The sequence below is a fragment of the Nitratireductor soli genome, assembly GCF_001050155.1.
Taxonomy (GTDB): domain Bacteria; phylum Pseudomonadota; class Alphaproteobacteria; order Rhizobiales; family Rhizobiaceae; genus Nitratireductor; species Nitratireductor soli.
The window spans coordinates 23,404-48,370 of record NZ_LFVY01000013.1; the positions used below are offsets into that span (position 1 = coordinate 23,404).

22 protein-coding genes are annotated in these 24,967 nt (G+C 64.7%); 13 read left to right on the top strand and 9 right to left on the bottom strand.

Going from position 1 to position 24,967, the window contains the following annotated elements; genetic code table 11:
* The first annotated feature begins 2 nt into the window (after positions 1–2).
* Complete coding sequence (locus tag AB843_RS16715) at positions 3–878, top strand: EAL domain-containing protein (protein WP_048648027.1); 876 nt, start codon at positions 3–5, stop codon at positions 876–878.
* A 160-nt stretch (positions 879–1,038) separates the two neighbouring features.
* Here AB843_RS16715 and AB843_RS16720 read toward each other — a convergent pair whose 3' ends face one another.
* Both AB843_RS16720 and AB843_RS16725 read right to left on the bottom strand, forming a co-directional pair.
* Positions 1,039–1,296, bottom strand: coding sequence for a hypothetical protein (locus AB843_RS16720; protein ID WP_048648028.1), 258 nt, complete (start codon positions 1,294–1,296; stop codon positions 1,039–1,041).
* Between the two features lie 183 nt (positions 1,297–1,479).
* Positions 1,480–2,034: a methylated-DNA--[protein]-cysteine S-methyltransferase gene (locus AB843_RS16725; protein WP_048648029.1), complete on the bottom strand. Its 555-nt coding sequence runs from the start codon at positions 2,032–2,034 to the stop codon at positions 1,480–1,482.
* A gap of 165 nt (positions 2,035–2,199) precedes the next feature.
* Between AB843_RS16725 and AB843_RS16730 the strand changes: the two genes are divergently transcribed.
* The 3 genes from AB843_RS16730 (at position 2,200) to AB843_RS16740 (ending at position 4,865) form a co-directional block, all read left to right on the top strand.
* The gene (locus AB843_RS16730) at positions 2,200–2,829 is read left to right on the top strand and encodes a lytic transglycosylase domain-containing protein (RefSeq protein WP_053086144.1); all 630 of its coding nucleotides are present in this window, start codon (positions 2,200–2,202) and stop codon (positions 2,827–2,829) included.
* A gap of 198 nt (positions 2,830–3,027) precedes the next feature.
* Entirely contained in the window at positions 3,028–4,038 is a 1,011-nt protein-coding gene (locus AB843_RS16735) for an ATP-binding cassette domain-containing protein (protein ID WP_048648031.1), read from the top strand.
* Positions 4,035–4,865, top strand: coding sequence for an ABC transporter permease (locus tag AB843_RS16740; protein ID WP_048648032.1), 831 nt, complete (start codon positions 4,035–4,037; stop codon positions 4,863–4,865). Before AB843_RS16735 ends, AB843_RS16740 begins: the two co-directional genes overlap by 4 nt.
* A 42-nt stretch (positions 4,866–4,907) precedes the next feature.
* On the opposite strand, the gene AB843_RS16745 is transcribed toward AB843_RS16740, so the two are convergent.
* Both AB843_RS16745 and AB843_RS16750 read right to left on the bottom strand, forming a co-directional pair.
* Positions 4,908–6,416, bottom strand: coding sequence for an ArnT family glycosyltransferase (locus AB843_RS16745; protein ID WP_048648033.1), 1,509 nt, complete (start codon positions 6,414–6,416; stop codon positions 4,908–4,910).
* A gap of 325 nt (positions 6,417–6,741) precedes the next feature.
* A complete protein-coding gene (locus tag AB843_RS16750; RefSeq protein ID WP_048648034.1) occupies positions 6,742–7,362 on the bottom strand; it encodes a cysteine hydrolase family protein in 621 nt (206 codons plus the stop codon).
* A gap of 32 nt (positions 7,363–7,394) precedes the next feature.
* Here AB843_RS16750 and AB843_RS16755 point away from each other — a divergent pair, with 32 nt between their 5' ends.
* Positions 7,395–8,516, top strand: coding sequence for a GlxA family transcriptional regulator (locus AB843_RS16755; RefSeq protein WP_244468009.1), 1,122 nt, complete (start codon positions 7,395–7,397; stop codon positions 8,514–8,516).
* On the opposite strand, the gene carB is transcribed toward AB843_RS16755, so the two are convergent.
* On the bottom strand, positions 8,507–12,001 hold the full coding sequence (carB, locus tag AB843_RS16760; RefSeq protein ID WP_048648036.1) for a carbamoyl-phosphate synthase large subunit: 3,495 nt from the start codon (positions 11,999–12,001) through the stop codon (positions 8,507–8,509). The two genes, AB843_RS16755 and carB, sit on opposite strands and share 10 nt — an antisense overlap.
* A gap of 234 nt (positions 12,002–12,235) precedes the next feature.
* On the bottom strand, positions 12,236–14,248 hold the full coding sequence (locus tag AB843_RS16765; protein ID WP_048648037.1) for a TonB-dependent receptor domain-containing protein: 2,013 nt from the start codon (positions 14,246–14,248) through the stop codon (positions 12,236–12,238).
* A 244-nt stretch (positions 14,249–14,492) separates the two neighbouring features.
* Here AB843_RS16765 and AB843_RS16770 point away from each other — a divergent pair, with 244 nt between their 5' ends.
* Positions 14,493–15,119, top strand: a complete 627-nt coding sequence (locus AB843_RS16770) for a LysE family translocator (protein WP_048648167.1) — start codon at positions 14,493–14,495, stop codon at positions 15,117–15,119.
* A 219-nt stretch (positions 15,120–15,338) separates the two neighbouring features.
* Here the strand turns inward: AB843_RS16770 and AB843_RS16775 are convergent, their stop codons facing one another.
* Both AB843_RS16775 and AB843_RS16780 read right to left on the bottom strand, forming a co-directional pair.
* The gene (locus tag AB843_RS16775) at positions 15,339–15,659 is read right to left on the bottom strand and encodes a DMT family transporter (protein ID WP_048648038.1); all 321 of its coding nucleotides are present in this window, start codon (positions 15,657–15,659) and stop codon (positions 15,339–15,341) included.
* A gap of 45 nt (positions 15,660–15,704) precedes the next feature.
* Positions 15,705–16,049, bottom strand: coding sequence for an ArsR/SmtB family transcription factor (locus AB843_RS16780; RefSeq protein ID WP_162230646.1), 345 nt, complete (start codon positions 16,047–16,049; stop codon positions 15,705–15,707).
* 144 nt (positions 16,050–16,193) lie between these two features.
* Between AB843_RS16780 and AB843_RS16785 the strand changes: the two genes are divergently transcribed.
* The 7 genes from AB843_RS16785 to AB843_RS16815 all read left to right on the top strand — a co-directional run bounded on the left by AB843_RS16785 (position 16,194) and on the right by AB843_RS16815 (position 23,469).
* Positions 16,194–16,817: an FMN-binding negative transcriptional regulator gene (locus AB843_RS16785; RefSeq protein ID WP_048648039.1), complete on the top strand. Its 624-nt coding sequence runs from the start codon at positions 16,194–16,196 to the stop codon at positions 16,815–16,817.
* 245 nt (positions 16,818–17,062) lie between these two features.
* Positions 17,063–18,235 carry an MFS transporter gene (locus AB843_RS16790; protein ID WP_048648040.1) on the top strand — a complete coding sequence of 391 codons (1,173 nt, stop codon included), beginning with the start codon at positions 17,063–17,065 and terminating at the stop codon, positions 18,233–18,235.
* Positions 18,236–18,324: 89 nt separating this feature from the next.
* Positions 18,325–18,930: a TetR/AcrR family transcriptional regulator gene (locus AB843_RS16795; RefSeq protein WP_048648041.1), complete on the top strand. Its 606-nt coding sequence runs from the start codon at positions 18,325–18,327 to the stop codon at positions 18,928–18,930.
* Positions 18,927–20,132: a DUF418 domain-containing protein gene (locus AB843_RS16800; protein ID WP_048648042.1), complete on the top strand. Its 1,206-nt coding sequence runs from the start codon at positions 18,927–18,929 to the stop codon at positions 20,130–20,132. The genes AB843_RS16795 and AB843_RS16800 overlap by 4 nt, the downstream gene beginning before the upstream one ends.
* A gap of 154 nt (positions 20,133–20,286) precedes the next feature.
* Complete coding sequence (ypfJ, locus tag AB843_RS16805) at positions 20,287–21,228, top strand: KPN_02809 family neutral zinc metallopeptidase (RefSeq protein ID WP_048648169.1); 942 nt, start codon at positions 20,287–20,289, stop codon at positions 21,226–21,228.
* A 59-nt stretch (positions 21,229–21,287) separates the two neighbouring features.
* Positions 21,288–21,803, top strand: a complete 516-nt coding sequence (locus AB843_RS16810) for a DUF2937 family protein (RefSeq protein WP_048648043.1) — start codon at positions 21,288–21,290, stop codon at positions 21,801–21,803.
* Between the two features lie 163 nt (positions 21,804–21,966).
* Positions 21,967–23,469 (top strand): pilus assembly protein TadG-related protein, encoded by a 1,503-nt coding sequence (locus tag AB843_RS16815; protein ID WP_244468010.1) that lies wholly within the window; start codon positions 21,967–21,969, stop codon positions 23,467–23,469.
* 96 nt (positions 23,470–23,565) lie between these two features.
* Here AB843_RS16815 and carA read toward each other — a convergent pair whose 3' ends face one another.
* A complete protein-coding gene (carA, locus tag AB843_RS16820) occupies positions 23,566–24,768 on the bottom strand; it encodes a glutamine-hydrolyzing carbamoyl-phosphate synthase small subunit (protein ID WP_048648045.1) in 1,203 nt (400 codons plus the stop codon).
* Between the last annotated feature and the right edge of the window lie 199 nt (positions 24,769–24,967).

A 24,967-nucleotide genomic window follows, 5' to 3' on the forward strand; every position in this document is an offset into this window, starting at 1 on the left:
CCATGGCGGGATTCACCGTGCCGGGCCTTCCGGAGGGCTCGATCATCGTCGACGAGATCGGCCTGGAGACCGGCTTGTGCGGACCCTATCGCCTCAAATCCGTCTACCAGCCGATCTTTCGCCTGTCGCAGACACAGTTGATGCCGGTTGGCGTGGAGGCCTTCGTGCAGCCGCGGCTCGACCTGGAGCCGGTGGCGCCCGACGCATTTCTGGCGACGGTCCCCGTGGAGCAGCAGGGGGCGGTCAAAGCGCTGTGCCGGGCACTGCATATCGGCAATTACCAGCACATCGGCGGCGACCATCTGCAGCTTCATCTCAATTGCGATACCGGGGCGCAGGGCGGCTGGGACGAAGCCATCGCGCAAATGGGTTTCATGGCGACGCTCGCCGCTGAAGTCGACCTCGCCCCCGAACTGGTGTTCTGCGGGTTTATCGCGCGCGACATGCGCCATGAAGACGTTCCGGCGCGTCTCGTGGAGACGCTGCACGCCAACGGGTTCAGATTGGCAATCGACGATTTCGGCCCCGGGCATTCGGTGCTCGACCGCATCCAGCGCATCCGGCCGAATGTGGTGAAGATCGACGGCGGTTGGTTTCGCCGCATCGCCGGCATCGCGGCGGCGACACGGCTCCTGGCCAAGCTGATCGGCGGATTGCAGCGCGACGGCGCCCAGGTGCTGATCAAGGGCATCGAGACCGCCGAGCAATTGAACGTGGCGCGCGCCGTGGGCGCCGATCTGGTGCAGGGGTTTTTGCTGGGCAGGCCGGCGCTGGCCGGCGTTGCGCTCGATCCGCAGCCGCTGGACATCGAACGGTTCTTCCGCGACCCCGGCGCGGTTATCGTGCCGCTGCGCGAGCGTGTTGCCCGCGGCGATTGAAGCGCTGTTTCGCCGCGCCGGCCGATTGTTGCGGCTTTCGCCACGCTATTGCATCGGCCCGAAAATCGGAATCGATTTTCGGAAAGCACGATGCATAGATTCAAAGCGGTAGAGCGTCCTTATGTAGCATCCAAATGGACGCACGGCGCTCTATCGGCATTCACGCCGCGGCGCGATCCTTCTCGCCGGCTGGCGGTCGATGGACGTCTTCGCTGCCGCCGGCGGGTTGAGCGGCTTGCTTCGGCAGCGCGCGCAGCACCGCGTTCAGCAAGTCGATATCGACGTAGAACAGGCGCGACAATTCCACCGCGACGCGGTCCTTCGATACGCCGCTTCCCAAAAGACGCAGAACTTCCGTCGTCATCGAGCGAGGATCGATCAGTCGGTTCTTGATGCCGTTGTCGGCAGAGTGGTGCATGAGACAATCCCTGTCGGATCTCATTTTCCTGACGCGGTACACCAAACGCTGAACGGAAATGCCGCCGGCAAGATGGCCAGCTGGCGGCAAGAATGTGTCGATTCACGGAAAAAACCAGTCCCGAATCATAATCATTATGCGCGCTGCATTCAGGTGCGCAAGAGGTGCGATTCAACCAGAGCGCTAAAAAGCGAAGCTGGCCTGGGCCGGTTCCGCATTCGGCGAGCGCGCGCCTTCCAGCGCCAGCATCTTCTGCTTCGTGGCGACGCCGCCGGGCGCCGAGAAGCCGCCGATCTTGCCGCCGGCGGCCAGCACCCGGTGACAGGGGATGATGAGCGGAACCGGATTGCGCCCCATCGCCATGCCCGTCTCGCGGGCGGCATTGGGGAAGCCGGCCGCGGCGCACAGTCCGCCATAGGTGATGGTTTCGCCATAGGCGAGCCGGCGCATCGCCGCGTAAAGCGCGCGGCGGAAGGGATCGACGCCGGCCAGGTCGAGCGGCACTTCGGAGAAATCTTCCTGGCTGCCGCTGAAATAACGGCGGGCAGCCGCGACCAGGTCCGCCATCGCGCCGTCCGGCCGGCTTTCCCGCGAGGCAGGCAGGCGCTTTGCGATCTGGCTCGAAACCATGGACGGCTCGGCCGTGGGCAGGATGAAGCGGGCAAGGCCATCGGCCGTCCAGCCGGCGCCGCAAAAGCCGAGATCGGTTTCGAAGACATGATGGCCGGGCGCAGACATGCGGGGATCATCCGGTGCGTTGAACAGCGCCCGACCTTAGCACCGATTCGTCCTGGTACAAAGAGTGAACGCCGCAATCTGCTGACAGCGATTGCCAGGAATGGCCGGGCAGGCTAGAACCCGTCCGGGCGGAGGCGTGATGGATTGGACGGAACGCTCTTGGCCTTGTTTTCCAGATTCCTTGCTTTTGGCGCATTGATCGCCCTGCCGCTTGCGGCAGGCTGCACGACGAATGCGGCCTCGGTTGCTGCGCCCGTCGCCAAGACGGAGGCGGTTGCCGAGACGGCGGAAACGACATTGGTCGCCAACAGCCTCGTCGCCGAACAGGACGATGAGATCGGCGGCGATGCGCCGCCCGAGGCCTTTGCCGGCCAGCGGCCACCCTCCGCCGCGCTGACGGCGCTGGAGGCTGGCAGCCGGGCGAAACCGGTTGCGCCGCGCAGCGCCGAACTCGATGCGCTCATCGCCCGCTATGCCGCCCACTATCAGGTCCCCGAGCGCCTGGTGCGGCGCGTCGTCAAGCGCGAGAGCAATTTCGATCCGTCGGCGCGCAACCGCATCTACTGGGGGCTTATGCAGATCCGCCACGATACGGCGCGGACCATGGGGTATCGCGGGACAGCAGCGGGGCTGCTCGACGCGGAAACCAACCTCAAATACGCCGTCAAGTATCTGCGCGGCGCCTATCTGACGGCCGGCGGCAACGAGGATCAGGCGGTGCGCTTCTACGCACGCGGCTATTACTATGACGCCAAGCGCAAGGGCATTCTGCGGGAAACCGGCCTGCGCGACTGATCCGGCTCAAGCGGCAGGAGATGTCAGCAGGGCGTTCCCGCCCGTTCCCGCCAGCTTCAAGAAACCACCCAAGGTGGTGTATGTCTCCGCGCTATCGAATTTCGGGCGCTCAGGTTTGCGACGACCGGATTTGAGCTGTCGGATTGTGAAGAGCTGCGCCGTCTTGATAACGGGGCAGCTTTCTCTGGAGGATACACGATGAACGATGCAACGCCGGCGCACACGCTGTCGCTGGTCCGCGAAACCGCGCCGCTGGCCATTTCCGTGCGCGGGCTCGTCAAGCATTTCGGCGACGTGAAGGCGGTCGACGGGATCGACCTCGACGTGCCGCGCGGCATGATTTTTGCCGTTCTCGGCCCCAATGGCGCGGGCAAGACGACACTGATCCGCATTCTCGCCACGCTGCAGAAGCCGGACGCGGGCTCGGCCCTGATCATGGACCATGATCTGAACGCCGCACCGCACGCAGTGCGCGGGGCGATCGCGATGACCGGGCAGTTCGCCTCGCTCGACGAGGATCTGACGGGGCGCGAGAATCTCATCATGCTGGCCAGGCTGTGGGGCTTTGCCGGCCGGCGGGCTAAGGCGCGCGCCGACGAATTGCTCGCCGCCTTCGAGCTTGCGGATGCCGCGAAGAAGCAGGTCAAATCCTATTCCGGCGGCATGCGGCGCCGGCTCGACATTGCCGCCTCGCTGATCGTCACGCCGGGCGTCCTGTTTCTCGACGAGCCGACCACCGGTCTCGATCCGAAGGCGCGGCAGGGCGTGTGGACGATGATCCGCGCGCTGGCGCAATCGGGCGTCACCATCCTCCTGACGACGCAGTACCTGGAGGAAGCGGACCAGCTTGCCGCGCGCATCGCCGTCATCGATCACGGCAAGAAGATCGCCGAGGGAACGAGCCGCGAGCTGAAATCGGCGATCGGCTCGGGCTTCCTGCATGTGGCGCTGGCCGACCCGCTGCTGCTCGACAAGGCGGAGGCGCTTTTGGCCAGACACCTGAACAACACCGTGCAGCGCAGCGCCGAGGGCGCGCAATTGTCCATCGTCGCCGGCTCGCCCAAGGCGGCCAACGAGGCGCTGGCCGCACTGATCGCCGAAGGCATCGAGCTTGCCGATTTCTCGATGGGATCGCCCAGCCTCGACGAGGTGTTTTTCGCCCTGACCGGCCAGCCGCTGGAAGACGAGAAGAAGGAGGATGTCCTATGAGCGAGATCAGCTCGACCCTGTCCCCGGCGGCCCTGTCCCCCGCGACCCTGTCCAACGTCGCCCGCCCGCCACAGCCCTCGGGCTTTTCCAATGCGCTGGTGTTCGGCTGGCGGGCGATCCTGAAGTTCAAGCATGTGCCCGAGCAATTGTTCGACCTGGTGATGACGCCGCTGATGTTCACGCTGCTGTTCACCTTCGTGTTCGGCGGCGCGCTGGCGGGGTCGACGGGCGACTATCTGCAATTCTTCCTGCCCGGCATTCTGGTGCAGACCGTGGTGTTCAACTCGGTCTATTCCGGCATGGGCCTGTCGACCGATCTGTCGAAGGGCCTGTTCGAGCGGTTTCGCTCGCTGCCGATCTGGTCGCTGTCGCCGTTCGCCGGCTTGATGGTCGGCGATGTCCTGCGCCATCTGATCGCCGGCATGATCATCCTGACCATCGGCCTGATTCTCGGCTTCCGGCCGGAGGCGGGGGTGCCGGGCGTGATCGCCTCGTTCCTGCTTCTCCTGGCGATCGGCTTCGGCACGGGCTGGATCTTCATCGTGCTCGGCCTTCTGATCCGCACGCCGATGACGGTGATGACGATCGGCTTCACCTTCATCTTCCCGCTGGTCTTCGCCTCCAACATCATGGTGCGGCCCGAGACCATGCCCGGCTGGCTGCAGGCCTTCGTCAACAACAATCCGGTGTCGCATATGACGACGGCGCTGCGCGGGCTGATGGCCGGCACGGCAAGCGGTGGGGAGGTGCTTCTGGCACTTGCGGCGCCGGCGCTGCTGACGGTGTTGCTGGCGCCCGTGGTGCTTTGGCTTTATCGGCGCGAATAAAGGGCGGCCAACCTCGATTTCAAGCTCATCGTGGGCCCGATGTCAGTCGGCGGGGGCCAATGGCGTGCGTTCGCCGTCATGCGGATTTGTGATGCGGTGCAGGTGCAACAGCTCGTATTCACCAAAGCGGCCGAGGTCGTATTCGATCTCCAGATCATCCGGCTTCACGAACTTGGCCATGAAGCTCACCGGAACGGCGAGGTAACCGCCGGGGCTTGCCAGGTTTGCGGCGATGTCGCCCATTGCATTGACGAGACGTGCCTGATCGAGCGTGTAAAAACTCGCTGAAAACGGGCGGTGGGTCACGAAGAACAGGGGCTGATCCTGCTCGTACTTGTAACGCATATAGGCTTGGGCGACGGATTTGGCCGTCGAACGGTCAAGCAGGTTCGGAAACAGGGCCGCGCCGATGCCGGCGCCGGCCACCAGGCAAATTACGATCGAGAGGCCGACAATGGCCCAAATTTCCGATTTCCGCGACCGTTGCGCCATCCAGCCGCCGAGCAGCAGCGCCGCGGCCGGCAATGAGGGAAGCGCATAGGTCCAAATTATGTTGCGCGCGGCAGTGAAGAAGATCAGTGGCAGCAGCGCCCACGGGAGCAGGTAGCGGGTCCATGAGGCATCGGCCGGTTTCTCGCTCGATGGCGTCTCACCGCGTGACTGCCAGGCGCCGACAAACAGCGAGATCGACCAGGGCAGGAGAGCCAGCAGGCTGAACAGCCAGATCGTGCCGGGTGGATAGCGGTGAGCGGTGCCATACAGGTCGCCCTTCCAGCCGGGCACCATGAAGCGGCTCCAGTGCTCGCCGACGATGAAATAGTCGAGGAAGCCCGGCGTCTTTTCCTCTGCGAGAATGTACCAGGGCAGAACCAGGGCGGCGACGAAGAGGGCGCCCAGAATCCATGGTAGATTCTGGAACGTTTCCTTCCATTTGCGCGCCAGGGTGACCCAGATGAAGAGCGGCAGCCCGGCGAGGACGAATGTCAGCGGGCCCTTGGCGAGCAGGCCTATGGCGATGCCGGTGAAGAACACCCAGGCGCCGCGTTGGCGCAGTGCAAGGGATGGATCATTGAGCGCAAGCCAGAAACCGTACATCGCACCCGTCGTGCCAAGCACGAGGGCCGTGTCGGTCATGACGGCGCCCGAGGATACGAGGAACAGGGCAGAACCCGTCAGCACGGAGGCGGACAAGAGTGCCGCACGTGCACCATATTGCCGGCGCGCGAGGTCCCACACCATGGCGCCAATCAGCAGGGCGCACAGGAAGTGCGGCAGGCGGGCGGTAAATTCAGAAACGCCGAAGAGGCGAAAGCTCAGTGCAGTGATCCAGAAGGCCAGGGGCGGTTTGCCCCAGAACGGCACGCCATCATCGGCCCAGGGCGTTATCCAATCGCCGAGAAGGGCCATCTTGCGGGCCATTTCCCCATAACGTGCCTCTGTTGTATCCATCAGAGGCAGAAGCGCCATATCTGCCAGTCGCGCGGCAAGTATCGCCGCGATCAGCAAAAGAATGACGTGCGATGCCCTGAACTTCTTGAGGGTATCCCTCATGATCGTTTGTCCTGGCGCATCGCGAGCGATTGACAGCCCGGGAGAGGATGCGCTTCAAGCGGGCTCAGTTCCAGAGTGCCGGCGTCCGTCCCGCCCCGTTTGCAGTCCAAATCATCCGCATCGGTTCCAGCCACTCGTGCTAAAGTATTCGATGTAAACGGAAATATACAGCAGCTGTTTATATAGTTTATTCATCTCCTGTCAAGCTTGTTTACCCATCTTCTGTTAAATTTGGGGCATTGGCTTTCAGTGCTGCGCTTTGCCGCAGTTCTGGTAAGCCGGCAAATGTTCCGGCTCACCTGGATTGTGGGCACTGTCTTGTGCTTCATGCGCCGGTTGGCGACAGGGATAGGACGGCGTTTGTGTCGAGAATCTCCGCAAACGTGTCGGACAGGGTGACCAGCGAAGCGCTGTGCAGCGACTCATGCGGCATGGTCTTGCCGTCCGGACCGGTGATGTCACGCGTTGCGCAGGCATCGGAGGCAACGACCACCTCGTAGCCGAGCGGAACGGCGTCCCGGGCAGCGCCGGAAACGCAGGCATGGGTCATCAGACCGGCGATGACGAGGGTTTCGATGTTTGCATTCTTGAGCTGTTCGTCGATGTTCGTCGTCGGAAAGACACTCACCGAGGTCTTGCGAACAATCTTGTGATGCGGGGCCGGCGCGATGTCGGGATGAAAACCGACCGTGTCGCCGCCTTCGGCGAATATCGGTGCGCCGGGCGGTGTCACATGCTGGACGTGGTAGACCGGCATACCGTGTTCATCCGCCCATTCGACCAGGCGCTTTGCGTTCGAAAGAGCTGCGGTGCCGTTTGGGATCGGCATGCGGCCGGAGAAATACTCGTTCTGAAAATCGATGACCATGAGGGCGGTTTTCGTGGTGTCAAAGCCGGTTCTTACCCTGGCGCCGGTCATGGTGCGAATCGTGTCATGTGCCTTCATTTTGCTACGAATGTCCTTGTTGATGAGGTCAATTGTGCCCGTTCGCGGGGGGTGAACCAGGCAAGTTGTCGTCAAAGGCAAATTCGTTTAGGAAACTGTTCGCCGCAACTGGCCTGAATGACAAAGAACGATGGAAACGGGCCATGTCCCAACGCATGAGCACACACCGGGTCACTGTCGTCGCTTATGACGGCGTCAGCCCATTTCATCTGTCGGTGCCGTGCATGGTGTTCGCAGACGATCTGCCGCGGCTGGGAGCGCCGCGCTACGCCCTCACGGTCTGTGCCGAGAGGATCGGGAAGGTCGAAACCCTTTCGGGGTTTTCATTGCTCATCAAGCATGATCTTGGCGCGCTTGAGGATGCGGACACGGTGATCATTCCCGCCTGGCCCAATCCGCAGACGCTCCCCTCGGCGCGTCTTCTGGCGGCATTGCAGTCGGCGCACAAGCGGGGTGCGCGCATGGTCGGCCTTTGTGTCGGAGCATTCGTTCTGGCCGAAGCGGGCATTCTGGACGGGCGGCGTGCGTCCACGCACTGGGTGTTCGCGGAGGATTTCGCGCAACGCTTTTCGGATGTTGAGCTCGACCGTGCCGCACTTTATGTGGAAGACGGCGATATTCTGACGTCAGCGGGGACCGCCGCAGCCATCGATTGCTGCCTTCATCTTCTGCGCAGGGATCACGGGGCCGCGGTCGCCAACCGGGTGGCGCGCCGCATGGTGGTTGCTCCGCACAGAAGCGGCGGGCAGGCGCAATATATCGAGCAACCATTGCCGGAGGCGTTTTCGGGCGGGCGCTTCGAGAAGTCGCTGCAATGGGCGCTGGAGAATCTGCACGAGCCCCTGGGGCTGGACGATCTGGCGGGAAGGGCGGCGATGAGCCGGCGCAATTTTTCGCGACGCTTTCTGAAAGCCAGGGGCAGCACGGTTTCGCAATGGGTGCTGACGCAACGCCTTGCAATGGTGCAGCGGCTTCTTGAAACCACCGATCAGAGAATTGAAGCGGTTTCGGATGCGGCGGGCTTCGGTTCGCCGGTCACCATGCGGCAGCGTTTCGTCGAAGCGTTTTCGATTTCACCGCTGGCCTATCGCAGACAATTCCGTGCAGGCGGCCCGGGCCGGGGATCGGCCCCGGCCCGGGCCGATCAGAAATAGCTCTGAAGCGGCCTGACCTCGAGGCTCCCGGCCTTCAGCGCCGCAATCGCCTCCGCCACGGCCTCGGCGCCGGCCATGGTTGTGTAATAGGGCACCTTCTGCATCAGCGTCGCGCGGCGCAACGATTTTGAATCCGACACCGCCTTCTGGCCGTCCGTGGTGTTGAAGACGAGCTGCACCTGGCGGTTGCGGATGGCATCCTCGATGTGCGGGCGGCCCTCCAGCACCTTGTTGATCTTTTCGGCCTCGACGCCGTTTTCGCGCAGGTAGCGGGCGGTGCCGCTGGTGGCGAGCACCTTGAAGCCGAGATCGGCCAGGCGCTTGACGGCCGGCAGGACGCGCGGCTTGTCCTCGTCGCGCACGGCGACGAACAGCGTGCCCGAGCGGGGCAGGTCGACGCCGGCGCCGAGCTGCGCCTTGGCGAAGGCGAGCGCGTAGTCGTAGTCGAGGCCCATCACCTCGCCGGTGGATTTCATCTCGGGGCCGAGCAGCGTGTCGACGCCGGGGAAGCGGGCGAAGGGGAAGACCGCTTCCTTGACGGCGATGTGGCCCGGATTGCGGATGTCTGGCATGGCGCCGTAATGGGCAAAGGCGTTTTCCAGGCTCTCGCCGGCCATGATGCGGGCGGCGATCTTGGCGATCGGCTTGCCGATGGTCTTCGCCACGAAGGGCACGGTGCGCGAGGCGCGCGGATTGACCTCGAGAACGTAGACCTCGCCGTTCTTGACGGCGTATTGCACGTTCATCAAGCCGCCGACATTGAGTGCGCGGGCGAGCGCCGCCGTCTGGCGCTCCAGCTCATCGACCAGCTCGGGCGTGAGCGAATGGACGGGCAGCGAACAGGCGCTGTCGCCCGAATGGATGCCGGCCTCCTCGATATGCTCCATGATGCCGGACACGAAGGTTTCGTGGCCGTCGGAAAGGCAGTCGACATCGACCTCGATCGCCTCGGTCAGATAGGTGTCGAACAGAAGCGGGTTCTTCGACAACAGCGTGTTGATCTGGCCGGTCTTGTCGGCGGGATACTTTTGGCGGATCTCCTCCGGCACCAGGCCGGGAACCACGTCGAGCAGATAGGTCTGCAATTGGCTTTCGTCGTGGACGATCTGCATGGCGCGGCCGCCCAGAACGTAGGACGGGCGCACGACCAGGGGGAAGCCGAGCTCGGAGGCGATGACGCGCGCCTGCTCGACGGAATAGGCGATGCCGTTTTTCGGCTGTTTCAGGCCGAGTTTCGTAAGCAGCTTCTGGAAACGGTCGCGGTCCTCGGCGAGGTCGATCATGTCGGGCGCGGTGCCGAGGATCGGGATGCCGGCCTTTTCCAGCGCCTCGGCGAGTTTCAGCGGCGTCTGGCCGCCGAACTGGACGATGACGCCGACCAGCGTGCCGTCGGCCTGCTCGGCGCGCAGGATCTCCAGCACGTCCTCGGGGGTCAGCGGCTCGAAATAGAGGCGGTCGGAGGTGTCGTAGTCGGTGGAGACGGTCTCCGGGTTGCAGTTGACCATGATCGATTCATAGCCGGCGTCGGCCAGTGCAAAGGCCGCATGGCAGCAGCAATAGTCGAACTCGATGCCCTGGCCGATGCGGTTCGGCCCGCCGCCGAGGATGACGACCTTCTTCCGGTCGGAAACGCGCGCTTCGTCGGCCATCTCGCCGGCAAAGGGCGTCTCGTAGGTCGAGTACATATAGGCGGTGGGCGCGGCGAATTCGGCGGCGCAGGTGTCGATGCGCTTGAAGACCGGGTGGACGGCAAGCGAATGACGTTGCTTTTGAATCTCTTCCGTCTCTTTCTTCGTCAGAGAGGCGAGGCGGGCATCGGAGAAGCCCATGGCCTTCAGCATGCGCAGATTCTGCGCATCCTCCGGCAGGCCGTGCTCACGGATGCGGGCTTCCATGGCGAGGATGGCGGCGATCTGCTCCAGGAACCAGGGATCGATCTGGCACATGGCGTGGACGTCTTCCAGGCTGGTGCCCATGCGGATCGCCTCGGCGACCATGCGCAGCCGGTCGGGCGTCGCGCGGCCAAGTGCGGCGCGGATGGCGTTCTTGTTTTCCGACGGGTCGCCATCGGCGGCGTAGCCGGGAATCTCGATCTCGTCGAGACCGGTGAGGCCGGTCTCCAGGCCGCGCAGGGCCTTTTGCAGGCTCTCGGCGAAGGTGCGGCCGATGGCCATGACCTCGCCGACCGATTTCATGGCCGTCGAGAGGATTGGCTCGGAGCCAGGAAATTTCTCGAAGGCGAAGCGCGGGATCTTGGTGACGACATAGTCGATGGACGGCTCGAAGCTGGCCGGCGTGGCGCCGCCGGTGATGTCGTTTTCCAGTTCGTCGAGCGTGTAGCCAATGGCGAGTTTCGCCGCGACCTTGGCGATGGGGAAGCCGGTGGCCTTCGACGCCAGGGCGGAGGAACGCGAGACGCGCGGGTTCATCTCGATGACGACGAGGCGGCCATCGGCCGGGTTGACGGCGAACTGGACGTTGGAGCCGCCGGTCTCGACGCCGATCTCGCGCAGCACGGCGATGGAGGCGTTGCGCATCATCTGGTATTCCTTGTCGGTCAGCGTCAGGGCCGGCGCGACGGTGATGGAATCGCCCGTGTGGACGCCCATCGGATCGACGTTCTCGATCGAGCAGATGATGATGCAATTGTCCGCGCGATCGCGGACGACCTCCATTTCATATTCCTTCCAGCCGAGGATCGATTCCTCGATCAGCACCTCGGTGGTCGGCGAGGCGTCGAGGCCCGACTGGACGATGTCGAAGAACTCCGTGCGGTTGTAGGCGATGCCGCCGCCGGTGCCGCCGAGCGTGAAGGAGGGGCGGATGATGGCCGGCAGGCCGACATGGTCGAGCGCCTGCGCGGCGATGCCCATGGCGTGGTTCATGTAGCGCTGCTTGCGGTCGCCCTCGCCGAGGTTCCAGTCGTTTTCCAACTGGTCGAGGCCGGCGTCGAGGGCTTCGTCCGCCAGGCTTTCCTTCAGTTCGCGGCGGCGCGCCTCGTGCTGCTGGCGGTCGGCGTTCTTCACGTCGGTGGCGTTGGCCAGCATGGAGCGTGGCGTCTCCAGGCCGATTTTGGCCATCGCCTCGCGGAACAGGGCGCGGTCCTCGGCCTTGTCGATGGCGTCGGGCTGGGCGCCGATCATCTCGACATTGTAGCGTTCCAGGACGCCCATGCGGCGCAACGACAAAGCGGTGTTGAGGGCCGTCTGGCCGCCCATGGTCGGCAGCAGGGCGTCGGGCCGCTCCTTGGCGATGATCTTGGCGACCACTTCCGGCGTGATGGGCTCGATATAGGTGGCGTCGGCCAGCTCCGGATCGGTCATGATGGTGGCCGGGTTGGAGTTGACCAGGACGACGCGGAAACCCTCTTCCTTCAGCGCCTTGACGGCCTGGGTGCCGGAATAGTCGAACTCGCAAGCCTGGCCGATGACGATGGGGCCGGCCCCGATGATCAGGATCGACTTGATGTCGGTGCGTTTTGGCATGCGGGTTCCGTTTCGTGGTGCGTGCGCAAGGCGCCACTCCGCGCGCGCGGGAGGGCCAAGCGAAAATTGTCGGGCTAAGCCGGCCTTATAGGCAATGGCGGCGGGCTACGGAACCCCGAAAATGACGTTTGGGTGAAGTCTTGCACCAGTGGCTGGCCAAGCGGTCGGGACAGCACGGTATGGCCGCGGCTTCATCGCAACCGCCGCGGCCGTGCCGAACGCCGTTTCAGGTGATCAGAAGCGCATGGTGGCGCTGAGACGGAAGGAGCGACCCGGCGCGTAATGCGGCTTCACGCCGTCGAAATCCTGGCCGTAGCTGGCGCGGCTGGTGTAGGTCTCGTCGAACAGGTTGCGGACGTCGGCGCGCAGGGTGAAGTTCTTATGCGAGGGCGGCGTGTATTCGACGAAGGCATTGACCACCTGATAGCCGGGCAGGGCGCGTTTCGGCGAGGCGGGTTCGTTCGGATGCCGGGTCAAGGTCGCGTCGTATTTGAGGGCGATCTCGACGTCGCCACCGACCTTCAATCCCCAATCATGGAAAGTGTAGCCGCCGCCGATCATGATGATCTGGCCGAGTGGTGTGGTCAGGTAGCGGCCGACCTCGGAATCGGCGGTCACGCCGCCGACATCGGCGCGGATGTCGGCATATTTGACGCTGACGAAACCGGCATCCCATTCGTATCCGGCGCCGACCTCCCAGCCGCGCGAGCGCAGATCGAAATTGCGAAGCGCGTTGCCGGCGTTGGGAAAGCGGGCATTGCTGATGTCCGACTGGAAGATGTTGGCTTCGAGCGTCAGCCCCGCGAAGCGCGCCTCCAGGCCGGCAGTGTAGTTGTTGGCGGTCACGGGGTCTGGGTCGCCGTCATAGGTCCAGGCGGGATTCTGGATGAAGTTCTCGGCCAGCGGGATGCCGCCCCAGACATGCGAGACGCCGGCCTTTGCGGTGAGGAAATCGGGGACGATGTCGTATTCGCCCGAAACATTGCCGCTGACGCCGGCATTGGAGAAGTCCGTGCCGTCGACGCCGGTGAACCATTGGTGGTCGAGGCGGCCGCCGAAGGAGATGCGCGCACGGTCGAACGGCTCGAGGCGGGCTTGCGCATAGGCGCCGACATTGCTGGCGCGCTCGTGGGGGAATTCGGGCGGAACGGCGTCGTAGGCGAGCTTGGCGCGGTCGCTGTAGAAATCGAAGCCGGCGGTGACGCTGCCCAGATCGACGGCGAACTTGTTCTCGACCTTGCCGTTCAGGCTGCTGGTCTCGCCGATGGCCGGGGCGATGATCTCGCCCGTGGCGCGGTCGAAGACCGGGGTCTCGACCCTGGTGCGGCTGTAGGCAATGACCACTTTCGGGTCGAGCCAGCCTTCGGGCGCGGTGTCGGTGTAGGTGAAGACGGTGTTCTGGCGGTTGAGCTCGTAATTGCGCAGGATCGGCTCGTTGCGGATGTTGATGTAGGCGTTGGCGCGGTAGGGACGCAGCGCGTCGTCGCGGACCTGCTCGTGGCTCAGTTCGAAGCGGTTGCCGTCCAGGGTCTCGTAGGCGATCTTCCCGAGGCCGCTCAGGAGGTTCGTGCCGGTGCCGAGCATCTCCTCGCCATTGCCGGCGGTGAAATTGCCGCCCTTGCCGAAGTTCAAATAGCCGAGATATTCGAAGCCGTCCTGCATGCCGTAAACGCTGGCGCCGGTGACGAAGGTCTCGCTGTTGGTGTCCCAGGCGCCCGTGACGAAGCCGCCGAAGTTGCGGCCGGGCTCCAGCAGGTCGGTGGCGTCCTTGGTTTCAAAACCGATCGAACCGCCGAGCGCGGCGGGGCCGGCATCGGCGGGCGCGACGCCGGCCTGGACGGTGACGGCCTTCAGCAGCGCCGGGTCGAGCAGGTAGGTGCCGTTGTGGTGGAACACCTTGTTGTTCTGCCGCGAGCCGTCGACCGTGACGGCGAGGTTGGTTTCGTCAACGCCATTGACGTAGATCTTCTGCGTGCCGGGGATGGCGCCGCCGACGGCGATCTGCGGCTCGCCGGAAAAGACCTCGCGCAGATCGGCGGGTTTCTTGCGCTGCATGTCCTGCGGCGTGACGGCCAGGACATCGGTGCCGGCGGTGCTTTCGGCGCCGGCGCCGACGTCGAGCCGCGGAAGCAGCGTCGCGCCTTCCTGGGCATCTGCTGCCTGTTCCTGTGCCAGGGCGATGCCGCATTGACAAAGCAACGCCAAGGCGGTGCCGAAGGCTAACGGACGACAAGAAGCCAGTGCCATTGAAAGATCCCCATCCTGAAAACGCGATGCCCACAGCAGCGCCGAAACCCCGTGCAGCGCGCCCTCCGCGCCGCTGTCGGCGCCTTGACTACGGGGAAACAGGCAATGATGCAATAAATTATGATTATAAAAGTCATGTATAATTCATCGGACCTTTTCCGGCGCTGAGCGCGGCGGACCGGAGAGACCTTCATGCCGCCGGTTTCGTGTTGCCGGCAGGGCCGCGGTGTGCGAGCTTCCGGCCATGGAAACCGATCTTCATCTGCCCCTGATCCTGTTGGCGGCGCTGATCGCCACCTGCAGTCCGGGGCCGACGACGCTGACGATCGCCGGAACGTCGATGGCGCATGGCCGGCGTTTCGGCCTGGCGCTGGCCGCCGGCGTCCTGAGCGGATCCTTGATGTGGTCGCTGGCCGCCGCGCTCGGCCTCGGCGCGCTGATGCTGGCAAGTGGCTGGGCGTTTACGGCGATGCGCTATTTCGGCGCCTGCTATCTGCTCTACCTCGCCTATAAATCGGCGCGCTCGGCGCTGACGCCGGGCCAGGCGAAGCCACGGCAGATCGCCGTGCCGACGCTTCGGTCGGCTTACGCCAAGGGGCTGGCGCTGCACCTGACCAACCCGAAGGCGATCCTGTTCTTCGGCGCGCTCTATTCTTTGGGGTTGCCGCCCGGCGCGCCGGGTTCGGCGCTGGCCGTGGTGATCGTCGCCATCGGGCTGCAGAGCGCCTGCGTGTTTTTCGGCTATGCCGTGCTGTTTTCCATGCCGCCCATGGTGGCCGGCTATGCGCGGCTGCGCCGCTGGCTGGAGGCGGCTTTCGCCGTGGCGTTCGGTGCCGCCAGCCTGAAAATCCTCACCGCGCGGCTCGGCTGACGACCGGCAACCGGCGCCGATGCCCTATGCCTCTCGGGTGCAGTTGAAAACCCTTCAGCACCTTGTCGACTCGCCTGCCCCCGCGTGAAGGCCGAGGCCGAGCAGATCGAGCGACCCGGTGGCGACCTTGGCCACCGCAGCGCGGCGCGCCGGTTTGACGCGAATGGTACGGCGGAGTTGAAACGGAAGTTCCGCTGGCTCCTGGATTGAGCGAAAGACTCAGTGGCCGGAGGTGAGCTTCAGGCCGACCATGCCGGCGAGCAGCAGGGCGGCGCTGAACAAGCGGCCGGCGGTGACCGGCTCGCCCATGACGACGATGCCGACCAGGAAGGCGCCGACGGCGCCGATGCCGGTCCAGATGGCATAGGCGGTGCCGAGCGGCAGGGAACGCATGGCGACAGCCAGCAGCCAGAAACTGCCGATCATGGCGACGGCCATGATCGCGGTGGGAACCAGGCGGGTGAACCCCTCCGATTCCTTCATGAAGCTTGCCCAAACGACTTCGAGAAGTCCGGCAACGCCGAGATAGAGCCATGCCATATGCGTGTTGTCCTTTGCTGGGGGAGGCTGTGACCGACCGGAAGTTCAGGTGTTGGCTGCGACGCGCTTTTCCGGCGGCGGCAGGGTGATCGCCGTGGCGATGATGCTGTCCAGCAGGCCGGGGAAGCGGGCGTCGAGATCGTCGCGGCGCAGCGTTATGAGCCGCGACGTGCCGCTCGGCTCGACGCGGATGATGCCGGCCTCGCGCATCTTGGCGAAGTGGTAGGAAAGGTTCGACTTGGAAGCCAGGTCGATGAAGTTCGAACACGTCAGCGCGGTGCCTTCGCGGCGCGCCAGATCGCCCAGGATGGCCAGCCGCGTGTGATCGCCGAGAACGGCCAGTACATTCGGTAGGCTGATCTGGTCTATGGTGGGGTGCGGCGGCATGATGCAAAGAAGGTAAGACATTCCGCCGCTAATGCAAGGCGCTGGAGAGCCGAACGGCAAGGCTTTCGCTGGTTTGTGGCCGGGCGCCGCCGGACGTGGTTGACAGGCCGGCGGCGAGAGATGCCGATAGACGCAAAGGAGCCCTCGATGTATGTGCCGCCCGCCTTCAAGGAACAGGATTTCGCCGCCCTGCACGAGACGATGCGGCAGGCGCGGCTGGCCAATTTCGTCACCGCCACGGCAGGCGGCCTGATGTCGACGCCGCTGCCCTTGTTCCTCGAGGCCGGCGAGGGCGAGCACGGCGTGCTCTACGGGCATCTGGCCCGGGTCAACCCGCAATGGACGCTGCCGCCGGTGGGCGAGGCGATGGCCCTGTTCATGGGGCCGGACGCCTATGTCACGCCGTCCTGGTACGCCACCAAGCGGGAGACGGGCAAGGTGGTACCGACCTGGAACTATGTGGCGGTGCATGCCTATGGCGAAGCCGAGTTCTTCGACGACCCCGACCGGCTGCTCGACGTGGTGCGGCGGCTGACCGCGCTGCACGAGGCGCCGCGCGCCGAACCCTGGTCGGTGGAGGACGCGCCGGAGGCGTTCGTCAAGGCGCAACTGCGCGGCATTGTCGGCCTGCGCCTGCCGATCACGCGCATCGAAGGCAAGCGCAAGATGAGCCAGAACCGCAATGAGGCCGACCGTGGCGGCGTGGCGAACGGCCTGGCGGCGAGCGAGCGGGAGAGCGACCGCCTGGTTTCCGGGCTGATCCCGACCTGAGCGAAACGCGATGCGGGATTGAGAGGCGAGAGGCCCGCGTCCACCTGGATGGGGCGGCTGTCCGCCCAATCGTTCGCGCCGCAAGACAGCCCGTGGCTGCGAGGGCGAAGCGCCGATTTCCATGGAGGCTGGCCAAAACTGGCAGGAGCGGACAGGAGTGGTCAGGAATGCGCGGCAAGGCGATTGACACCGAGCCTCTTAAGTTCAATAGTTCAAATAATATTGAACAAAGGTTTCCGCCCGCAATGGACAAACGTCTTTTCCTGCTGGCTCTCGGCGCTTTCGCCGTCAGCACGATCGCTTTCGTCTTTGCCGGCCTGCTGCCGCTGATCGCTGTCGACACGGGCGTCACGGTGGCGCAGGCGGGCTATCTGATTTCCGCCTATTCGCTTGCCTATGCGATCGGCACGCCGATCCTTTCGGCGCTGACGGGGGCGATGGACCGTCGCCTTGTCATCGCTCTGGCGCTGGTCGCCTTCGTCATCGGCAATCTTGCCGCCGCGTTGAGCGCCGGTTTCCTGCCGCTGTTCGGTGCACAGGTGATCATCGGCATGGCGGGCGGCCTGTTTTCCGCCACTGCCCAGGCGGCCGCCGTGTCGCTGGCCGGACCCGAGCGGCGCGCCGCAGCGATTGCCGTCGTCGTCGGCGGAACCACCTTCGCGCTGGCCTTCGGAGCGCCCGCCGGCTCGCTTCTGGCGCATTTCGTCGGCTGGCGCGGAGCCTTTTACGGTCTTGCCGCAGTCGGCGCGCTGTGCCTCGCGGCGCTGTGGCTGCGGCTGCCGCGCGACCTGACGGGCTCGTATGCCTCGCTGGGCGAAAGGCTGATGGTGATCCGCCGGCCAGGCATCATGGCGAGTGTCCTGGTGACGCTGCTCTACCTGACCGGCGGCTTCACCGTGCTTGCCTATCTCGGGCCGATCGTCATCGACGGGGTGGGGCTGGCGCCCGAATACCTGCCGGCGATCCTGCTCGCTTACGGCATCGGCGCCATCCTGGGCAACTACGCCAGCGGCCGGCTGGCCGACCGGCTGGGCGCGACGCGGGTCGTGGTCGGCTCGATGCTGGTGGCGGCGCTGTTCGCGCTGGCGTTCTCGGCGATCATGAAATTCGTCCCCGACAACATCGCGGGCCCGCTGCTGGTCGCGGTGATCGTGCCGTGGGGCTTCATCGGCTGGACCTTTCCGCCGGCCCAGGCAAGCCGGCTGGTCGGTTTCGCGCCCGACGTCGCTCCGCTCAGCCTGGCGCTGAACGCCTCGGCAGTCTATTTCGGCATCGGCTTCGGCACGCTGGTCGGCGGGCGGGTCCTGGAATTCGCCGACGTGTCGGACCTGGGCATGATCGGCGCGGTGTTCCCGCTCCTGGCGCTGATCGTGCTGCGCGCCGCCACCCGGCGCCAGCGGCGCGTGGCGCCGGCCTGATCCGGAGGGCCTGTCGAGCCGGGTTGACAACTCGGCCTCTGTTTAATTAATAGACTAGTCGATCTATTAATTAAACAGAGGCCTTCCGCATGCGCAAAGTCGATCCGCAGAAGCATGCCGCGCGGCGGCGAGCGATCCTTGTCGCGGCCAGGAGCTGTTTCGCGCGGAACGGGTTCCATGGCACCAGCACGGCGGAGATCTGCGCCGCTGCCGGCATGAGTCCGGGCAATCTGTTTCACTATTTCCCCAACAAGCCTGCCATCATCGCGGCGATCGTCGAAGAGGAGGGGGGCGAGACGGAGGCGTATTTCGCCGGCCTGATGCAGCGCGACGATCTCCATGCGGCGCTCGGCGAATTCATGGACATGATCCTCGATCTGGCCGGCGATGCCGATTACGCGTCGCTGACGCTGGAGATATCGGCTGAGGCGATGCGTGACGCGGCGATTGGCGACCTTGTGGAACGGAACGACGCGAGGCTGCGCGCGGCGCTGACGCGGCTCCTGGGCGAGGCGGCGCGGCGCGGGCAGGTCGACCGGGGGCTCGACGCACAGGATGCGGCGCGCTGGATCGCGGTGCTGATCGACGGCATCTTCAACCGCGTCGCGGTGGAACCGGGTTTCGCGCCACGCAATCTGCGCGACGGCCTGCACCTGCTGCTCGGGCGCGTGCTGCGGGCGGGAGAGGGAGCATGAGCCGCCATGAGAGCAACATCGCGCCGCAGCAACGGATCACCGACATCGATGCTCTGCGCGGCTTCGCGCTGTTCGGCATTCTGGTCGTCAACATCACCTTCTTCGCCTCGGCGCATAGCGGCGTCGGCATCGCCGATCCGGCCTTCGACGGCACGCTCGACCGGCTGGTGCGGTTCGGCATCGCGCTGCTGTTCGAAACCAAGTTCTACCTGCTGTTCTCGTTCCTGTTCGGCTACTCGTTCACGCTGCAGATGCAGTCGGCGGCGCGCGCCGGCGAGGCCTTCGTGCCGCGCCTGCTGCGCCGGCAGGCGGGCCTGTGGGTGATCGGCCTCATGCATGCGGTGCTGCTTTTCCACGGCGATATCCTGACCACCTACGCCGTTCTCGGCGTGGTGCTGCTGATGCTGCGCGGACAAGGCGACGCGGCAGCGTTGAAGCTGGCCTTCTGGCTGATCGCCGGCGCGGCGCTGGCGTGGGGTGTCATCGGATTGCTGGCGTTTTCAGGCATGGCGGACGGCGAGCCGACGGCGGGGTTGAAGACGGCCGAAAAGGCTCTGGCGGCCTATCGCGGCACACCCGCCAGTGTCGTCATCCAGCATCTCAGCGAATTGCGCGACATGTGGTTCGTCGTCGGCCTGATCCAGGGGCCGAGCGCACTGGCGATGTTCCTGCTGGGCTTCGTCGCCGGCCGGCGTGAGGTGTTCATGCATTTCGATGCCTATGCGCGACTGTTTCAGCGGCTCATGAAACTGGGGCTGGTCGTTGGCTTGCCGGGTTCGGTCATCTATGCCTGCGGATCGGTGTATCTGATCGGCACGCCATGGGAGATCGCCGGCCTCGCCGTCGGCTTGGTGACCGCGCCGCTTTTGACCGGAGCTTACGTGGCGGCCATCATGTTCGCCTTTCAGGGCCGGTGGGGGCAGGAGGTTGCCCGCTTCCTCGCGCCGGCGGGCCGAATGGCGCTGTCCAACTATCTGCTGCAATCGCTCGTCTGCTCGCTGGTCTTTTACGCGTACGGGTTGCGGCTGATGGGCGAGGTTTCGCCACTCAATGCGGCGCTCCTTGCCGTCGGGCTGTTCGTTTGCCAACTGGCGCTGAGCGGCTGGTGGATGGAGCGCTTTGCCTACGGGCCTCTGGAATGGCTGCTGCGCGCGGTGACGCTGGCCGCGTGGCCGCGCTGGCGACGCCGTCGCGTTGCCTGATTTTCCCCGGCATCGGCCTCGGGTGGCCGCAATCGGCTCATGACTTTCGCAATTCCTTGCGCTAACCTGTTGCAAGCCCGAACAAATGACGCTCCCGCCTTGCGCCGTGAGTGCCGATGGTCCTGGCGTCGAAACGGAACCGGGAGTGGAATGCATGCGCTGGAAAGGCCGTCGTCAAAGCAACAATGTCGAGGACCGCCGCGGCGAGTCCGGCGGCAGTGGCGGGTTCCCCGGCGGTTTCGGTCGCTCGGGCGGTCGGATGCGGCTGCCGATGGGTGGCGGACGCAGCGCCGGCGGCGGCCTGTCGGGCATCATCATCCTGGTCGTGCTGTTCTTTGCCCTGCGCGCCTGCGGCATCGACCCTCTGGAGATGCTGTCGGGGGGCCCAACGGGGGGCTCTGCCGGCGGCGGTGGGCAGGTGACCCAGCAGCAGGCGCCCGGCACATCGGGAAGCGCCAGCGACGAGATGAGCCAGTTTGTCAGCGTCGTCCTGGCCGAGACCGAGGACACGTGGAAGGGCATCTTCGAATCGCAGGGCCTGCAATACAAGGAGCCGTCCATGGTGTTGTTCACCGATGGCGTGCGCTCGGCCTGCGGTTTTGCATCGGCCGCCTCCGGACCGTTCTATTGCCCCGGCGACCAGAAGGTCTATCTCGACCTCGGCTTCTTCGACCAGCTCGCGCGCCAGTTCGGCGCGTCGGGCGATTTCGCCCAGGCCTATGTGGTGGCGCACGAGGTCGGCCATCACGTGCAGAACATCACCGGCATCCTGCCGCGCTTCAACGAGATGCGCCAGCGCATGAGCCAGGCCGAGGCCAACGCCATGTCGATCCGGGTCGAATTGCAGGCCGATTGCTTCGCCGGCATCTGGGCGCATTACACCGCCCAGAAGGGATTGCTGGAGGATGGCGACCTGGAGGAAGCGCTGAACGCCGCAAACCAGATCGGCGACGACACGCTGCAACGCCGCACCCAGGGTTACGTGGTGCCGGAGAGTTTCAACCATGGCACGTCGGAACAGCGGCGGACATGGTTTTCGCGGGGGCTCAAGAGCGGACGGCTGGCCGATTGCGACACGTTCAACGAACCTGTCTGAGGACCCTGATCTAAGGGTCGGCCTGCTGTTCCTTAGCCACGCGAGAGGCGATCGGGAACATGTTTGGATTGGGAAGAATCGTCGGCCTTGCCGTGTCGCTGGCCTGTGGGCTGGCGACGTCGCAAGCGCCGGAACTGGCGCAGCAATACCGGCAGCGGCTGAACGGGGCGCTGGCCGAACTCAGCCAGGTGGTCGCCGCCTTCGATGCCGATGCGGCGAAGAACAATCTGCGACGCGCCGAAGCGCTGGCTGCCTATGAAACGGCGGGCGATACATTTCTGCGCGACCGGGGGCAATCGGTGCAGGTCGCCATCGGCCGGCTGGAGACGCTTGCCCGTCAGTCATCCGCGTTCGACGCCCTGCCGGCGGTGGCGCGCCCGCTCGCCTTGATCAAGGCACCCGACACGATGGTGTTGAAGGGCATGCTGCAGGATTTCGAGCCGGCCGTTCCGGTGACCCCGCATGGCCTGATCTGGACCGGTGCGGGACTTTTGTTCGGCTTCGGGTCGTGGTCGCTGCTGCGCCGGCTTTTCCGGCGACGCAAGGTGGCGCCTGTTCGCAATTTGCGTGTATAAAATAGCGAATGCTCGCTTAAGCTGTTTTTAAAGAAGCCCGACTACTGTCCTGCCGACAACAGGCTAGGGCGGGTTTCTCATGGTTTTCTCCTTGCGCGCTTTGCGGTGCTGCTGCGCTGCTGCACTGCGTTCTTTTGGTGCCGACCGATCAGGCAATTTCGCCATGATCGCCGCGGTGGCAATGCTGCCGCTGGTCGGCGTGGCGGGGCTGGCCGTCGATTATACGAGTATGAGCCGGGTCAGGACGGAGTTGCAGCAGGCGCTGGATACGGCGGTCCTGGCCGTTGCCCAGAAAGGCAGCCAGATTTCGAACGCCGAGGCCGAACGCATCGCCCGGCGTTTCCTGTCGGGCAATCTCGATCCGGAATACATCGGCCTCATGGTGCTGCGCCGGGGCACCTCGGTGACGGTGCAGGCGCAGGTGGATGTGGGGCTGTATTTCGGCGGGATTCTCGGCAAGAAGTCGATGCCCGTTTCGGCCGCCTCGAGCGCCGATGTGGCGTTGCTTTCCTACGAGATCGCCCTGGTTCTGGATACGACCGGTTCGATGTACGGCGGCAAACTGCAGGCGATGAAGGATGCGGTGGTTGGCCTGATCGACAACATCTCGGCACAGGTTCCCGACAAGAACAGGCTCAAATTTTCGCTCGTACCCTTCGCCACCTTCGTCAATGTCGGGCCGCAATACGGTCCCGAATTCGACGCCAAGGGCAGGATCAGGAAGGGCACCGGCGCCGCGTGGCTGGACCTTAAGGGCAGGAGCAAGATTCCCCAATTGGAACTGAAGGCCGGCATCAGCCGCTTCGAGGTGTTTCACAATCTGAAGCAGGAATGGAAGGGCTGCGTGGAGACCCGTATGCCTTCGAAGAAGGGGGATCACGATGTCGACGACACGCCGGCCGTGAACTCGGACAATGCCAGCCTGTTCGTGCCGGCTTTCGCCATCGACGAGCCGTCACGCTGGGAAGGCTACTGGAACGACTATATCGCTTCGAGTGTCCGGCCGCTTGGCGGCCTGGTGGATCTGAAGCTGAAGAAATACGGCGTCCTGGACCTGCTGGGGCTGGTTCTTTCGCCGCCATCGAGCACCGACTTCAGCGACGGCAAGGGACCGAACAAGGGGTGCGACATGCAACCGATCACGCCGCTCAGCAACGACTATAAGGCGCTGGAGCGGAAGGTCGGGCAGTTGCAAGCCAATGGCAACACCAACATCATGGAAGGCGTTGCCTGGGGCATGCGCGTCTTGTCGCCCCATGAGCCGTTCGCCGGAAGCGAGCCGCGCAACGGGTTGCAAAAGATCATGATCGTGCTCACCGACGGCTCGAATGTGTTCGGCAATACCGGCACTGAGTTGGGGTCGACCTATTCGAGCTTCGGCTACCTGGTCGACGGGCGCCTCGACGGCCTGACTGCCGCGAGCAGCTCCCGGACCACTCTGGAGATGAACAGGAAGACACTGGCGGCCTGCGGCAACGCCAAGACGAAATACGACATCGACATCTATACGATCCGCCTGGAAGAACCGGACGTCGCCACCGGGACGATGCTGTGCGACTGCGCCAGCGATCCGAGCCAATTCTTCGACGCGCCGTCGCGCAGCCAGTTGAAGGATGTCTTCCAGAAGATCGGCGAGAAGATCATCGAGTTGCGCCTGTCGTCGTAAGACAGGCCGCCTGCAATCTTGGGAGAGGAAAAAGGGCGGCTTGCGGGCCGCCCTTCGTTCTTGCCTGTGGCCGTATCTCCCCTCGCTGGGGATGGTCTATTCGGCCAGTGCCGGCTCGCCCTGCCGGGCGCGGATCAGATTGGCGAAGCGGCGGAACAGATAATGCGAATCCTGCGGGCCGGGTGAAGCCTCGGGGTGATGCTGGACCGAGAAGACGGGCCGGCCGGTCAGCGTCAGTCCGCAGTTCGAACCGTCGAACAACGAGACATGCGTCTCCTCGACGCCCTCGGGGAGCGTGTCTCCGTCGACGGCGAAGCCATGGTTCATCGAGACGATCTCCACCTTGCCGGTGGTGAAATCCTTGACCGGGTGGTTGGCGCCGTGATGGCCTTGGTGCATCTTCACCGTGCTGGCGCCGAGCGCCAGCGCGAGAAGCTGATGGCCGAGGCAGATGCCGAACAGCGGGATTTCGGTCTGCAGCAATGCGCGGATCATCGGCACGGCGTAGTCGGCGGTGGCGGCGGGATCGCCCGGGCCGTTGGACAGGAACACGCCGTCCGGCTTGAGCGCGAGGATGTCGGCGGCGGCGGTCTGCGCCGGCACGACGGTCACCTTGGCGCCGAGGCCGGCCATCAGGCGCAAGATGTTGCGCTTGGCGCCATAGTCGACGGCGACGATGTGCATCGCCGGCGTCTCCTCGGCGCCGCCATAGCCTTCGTTCCAGACCCAGGGCGTTTCGCTCCACGTCCGGGACTGGCCGGAGGTGACCTCCTTGGCCAGATCGAGGCCGACAAGCCCGGACCATTCGCGCGCCTTGGCCTTCAGGGCCTCGATGTCGAATTGTCCATCGGGATGATGGGCGATAACGGCGTTGGCAGCACCTTTGTCGCGCAACAGGGCGGTCAGGGCGCGGGTGTCGATGCCGCTGGCGGCGATCAGGCCGCGACGCTTCAGCCAATCGTCGAGGTGGCCAAGGGCACGGTAGTTGGACGGGTTGGAGATGTCGGCGCGCAAAACAGCGCCCACCGCGCCGGCGCGGGCGGCCGGGTGCAGATCCTCGATGTCTTCTTCATTGGCCCCGACATTGCCGATATGGGGGAAGGTGAAGGTGACGATCTGGCCGGCATAGGAGGGATCGGTGAGGATCTCCTGGTAGCCGGTGAGCGCCGTGTTGAAGCACAATTCGCCGATCGCCTCGCCGCTGGCGCCAAGCCCCTTGCCCTCGATGACGGTGCCATCGGCCAGAACGATCAGGGCCGTCGGCCGGGTCTCACTCCAGGGGGGCGTGTTGGTCGCCATGGGAACGTCTCCATTCATGCTGGTCCCGGGCATACCGGCCTCGGGCATATTGGTCTCGGGCCTTGCCCTGTCGAGGCGCGTGTCGGCGCGACGGGCGGTGTCGCCCTTCCTCAGCTTGTCTCTGCTTGGTGCTTGCAAGCCACCGGTTCTCACTTTTTGCCGTCCGGCGCAAGGGGCCTTGAAACGACTGCCCACATAC

Excerpts from the sequence above, each read along its gene's own strand:
- AB843_RS16715 (WP_048648027.1), top strand. The coding sequence starts at position 3 with ATGGCGGGATTCACCGTGCCGGGCCTTCCGGAGGGCTCGATCATCGTC.
- AB843_RS16720 (WP_048648028.1), bottom strand. The coding sequence starts at position 1,296 with ATGCACCACTCTGCCGACAACGGCATCAAGAACCGACTGATCGATCCT.
- AB843_RS16725 (WP_048648029.1), bottom strand. The coding sequence starts at position 2,034 with ATGTCTGCGCCCGGCCATCATGTCTTCGAAACCGATCTCGGCTTTTGC.
- AB843_RS16735 (WP_048648031.1), top strand. The coding sequence starts at position 3,028 with ATGAACGATGCAACGCCGGCGCACACGCTGTCGCTGGTCCGCGAAACC.
- AB843_RS16740 (WP_048648032.1), top strand. The coding sequence starts at position 4,035 with ATGAGCGAGATCAGCTCGACCCTGTCCCCGGCGGCCCTGTCCCCCGCG.
- AB843_RS16745 (WP_048648033.1), bottom strand. The coding sequence starts at position 6,416 with ATGAGGGATACCCTCAAGAAGTTCAGGGCATCGCACGTCATTCTTTTG.
- AB843_RS16750 (WP_048648034.1), bottom strand. The coding sequence starts at position 7,362 with ATGAAGGCACATGACACGATTCGCACCATGACCGGCGCCAGGGTAAGA.
- carB (WP_048648036.1), bottom strand. The coding sequence starts at position 12,001 with ATGCCAAAACGCACCGACATCAAGTCGATCCTGATCATCGGGGCCGGC.
- AB843_RS16765 (WP_048648037.1), bottom strand. The coding sequence starts at position 14,248 with ATGGCACTGGCTTCTTGTCGTCCGTTAGCCTTCGGCACCGCCTTGGCG.
- AB843_RS16770 (WP_048648167.1), top strand. The coding sequence starts at position 14,493 with ATGGAAACCGATCTTCATCTGCCCCTGATCCTGTTGGCGGCGCTGATC.
- AB843_RS16775 (WP_048648038.1), bottom strand. The coding sequence starts at position 15,659 with ATGGCATGGCTCTATCTCGGCGTTGCCGGACTTCTCGAAGTCGTTTGG.
- AB843_RS16785 (WP_048648039.1), top strand. The coding sequence starts at position 16,194 with ATGTATGTGCCGCCCGCCTTCAAGGAACAGGATTTCGCCGCCCTGCAC.
- AB843_RS16790 (WP_048648040.1), top strand. The coding sequence starts at position 17,063 with ATGGACAAACGTCTTTTCCTGCTGGCTCTCGGCGCTTTCGCCGTCAGC.
- AB843_RS16795 (WP_048648041.1), top strand. The coding sequence starts at position 18,325 with ATGCGCAAAGTCGATCCGCAGAAGCATGCCGCGCGGCGGCGAGCGATC.
- AB843_RS16800 (WP_048648042.1), top strand. The coding sequence starts at position 18,927 with ATGAGCCGCCATGAGAGCAACATCGCGCCGCAGCAACGGATCACCGAC.
- ypfJ (WP_048648169.1), top strand. The coding sequence starts at position 20,287 with ATGCGCTGGAAAGGCCGTCGTCAAAGCAACAATGTCGAGGACCGCCGC.
- AB843_RS16810 (WP_048648043.1), top strand. The coding sequence starts at position 21,288 with ATGTTTGGATTGGGAAGAATCGTCGGCCTTGCCGTGTCGCTGGCCTGT.
- AB843_RS16815 (WP_244468010.1), top strand. The coding sequence starts at position 21,967 with ATGATCGCCGCGGTGGCAATGCTGCCGCTGGTCGGCGTGGCGGGGCTG.
- carA (WP_048648045.1), bottom strand. The coding sequence starts at position 24,768 with ATGGCGACCAACACGCCCCCCTGGAGTGAGACCCGGCCGACGGCCCTG.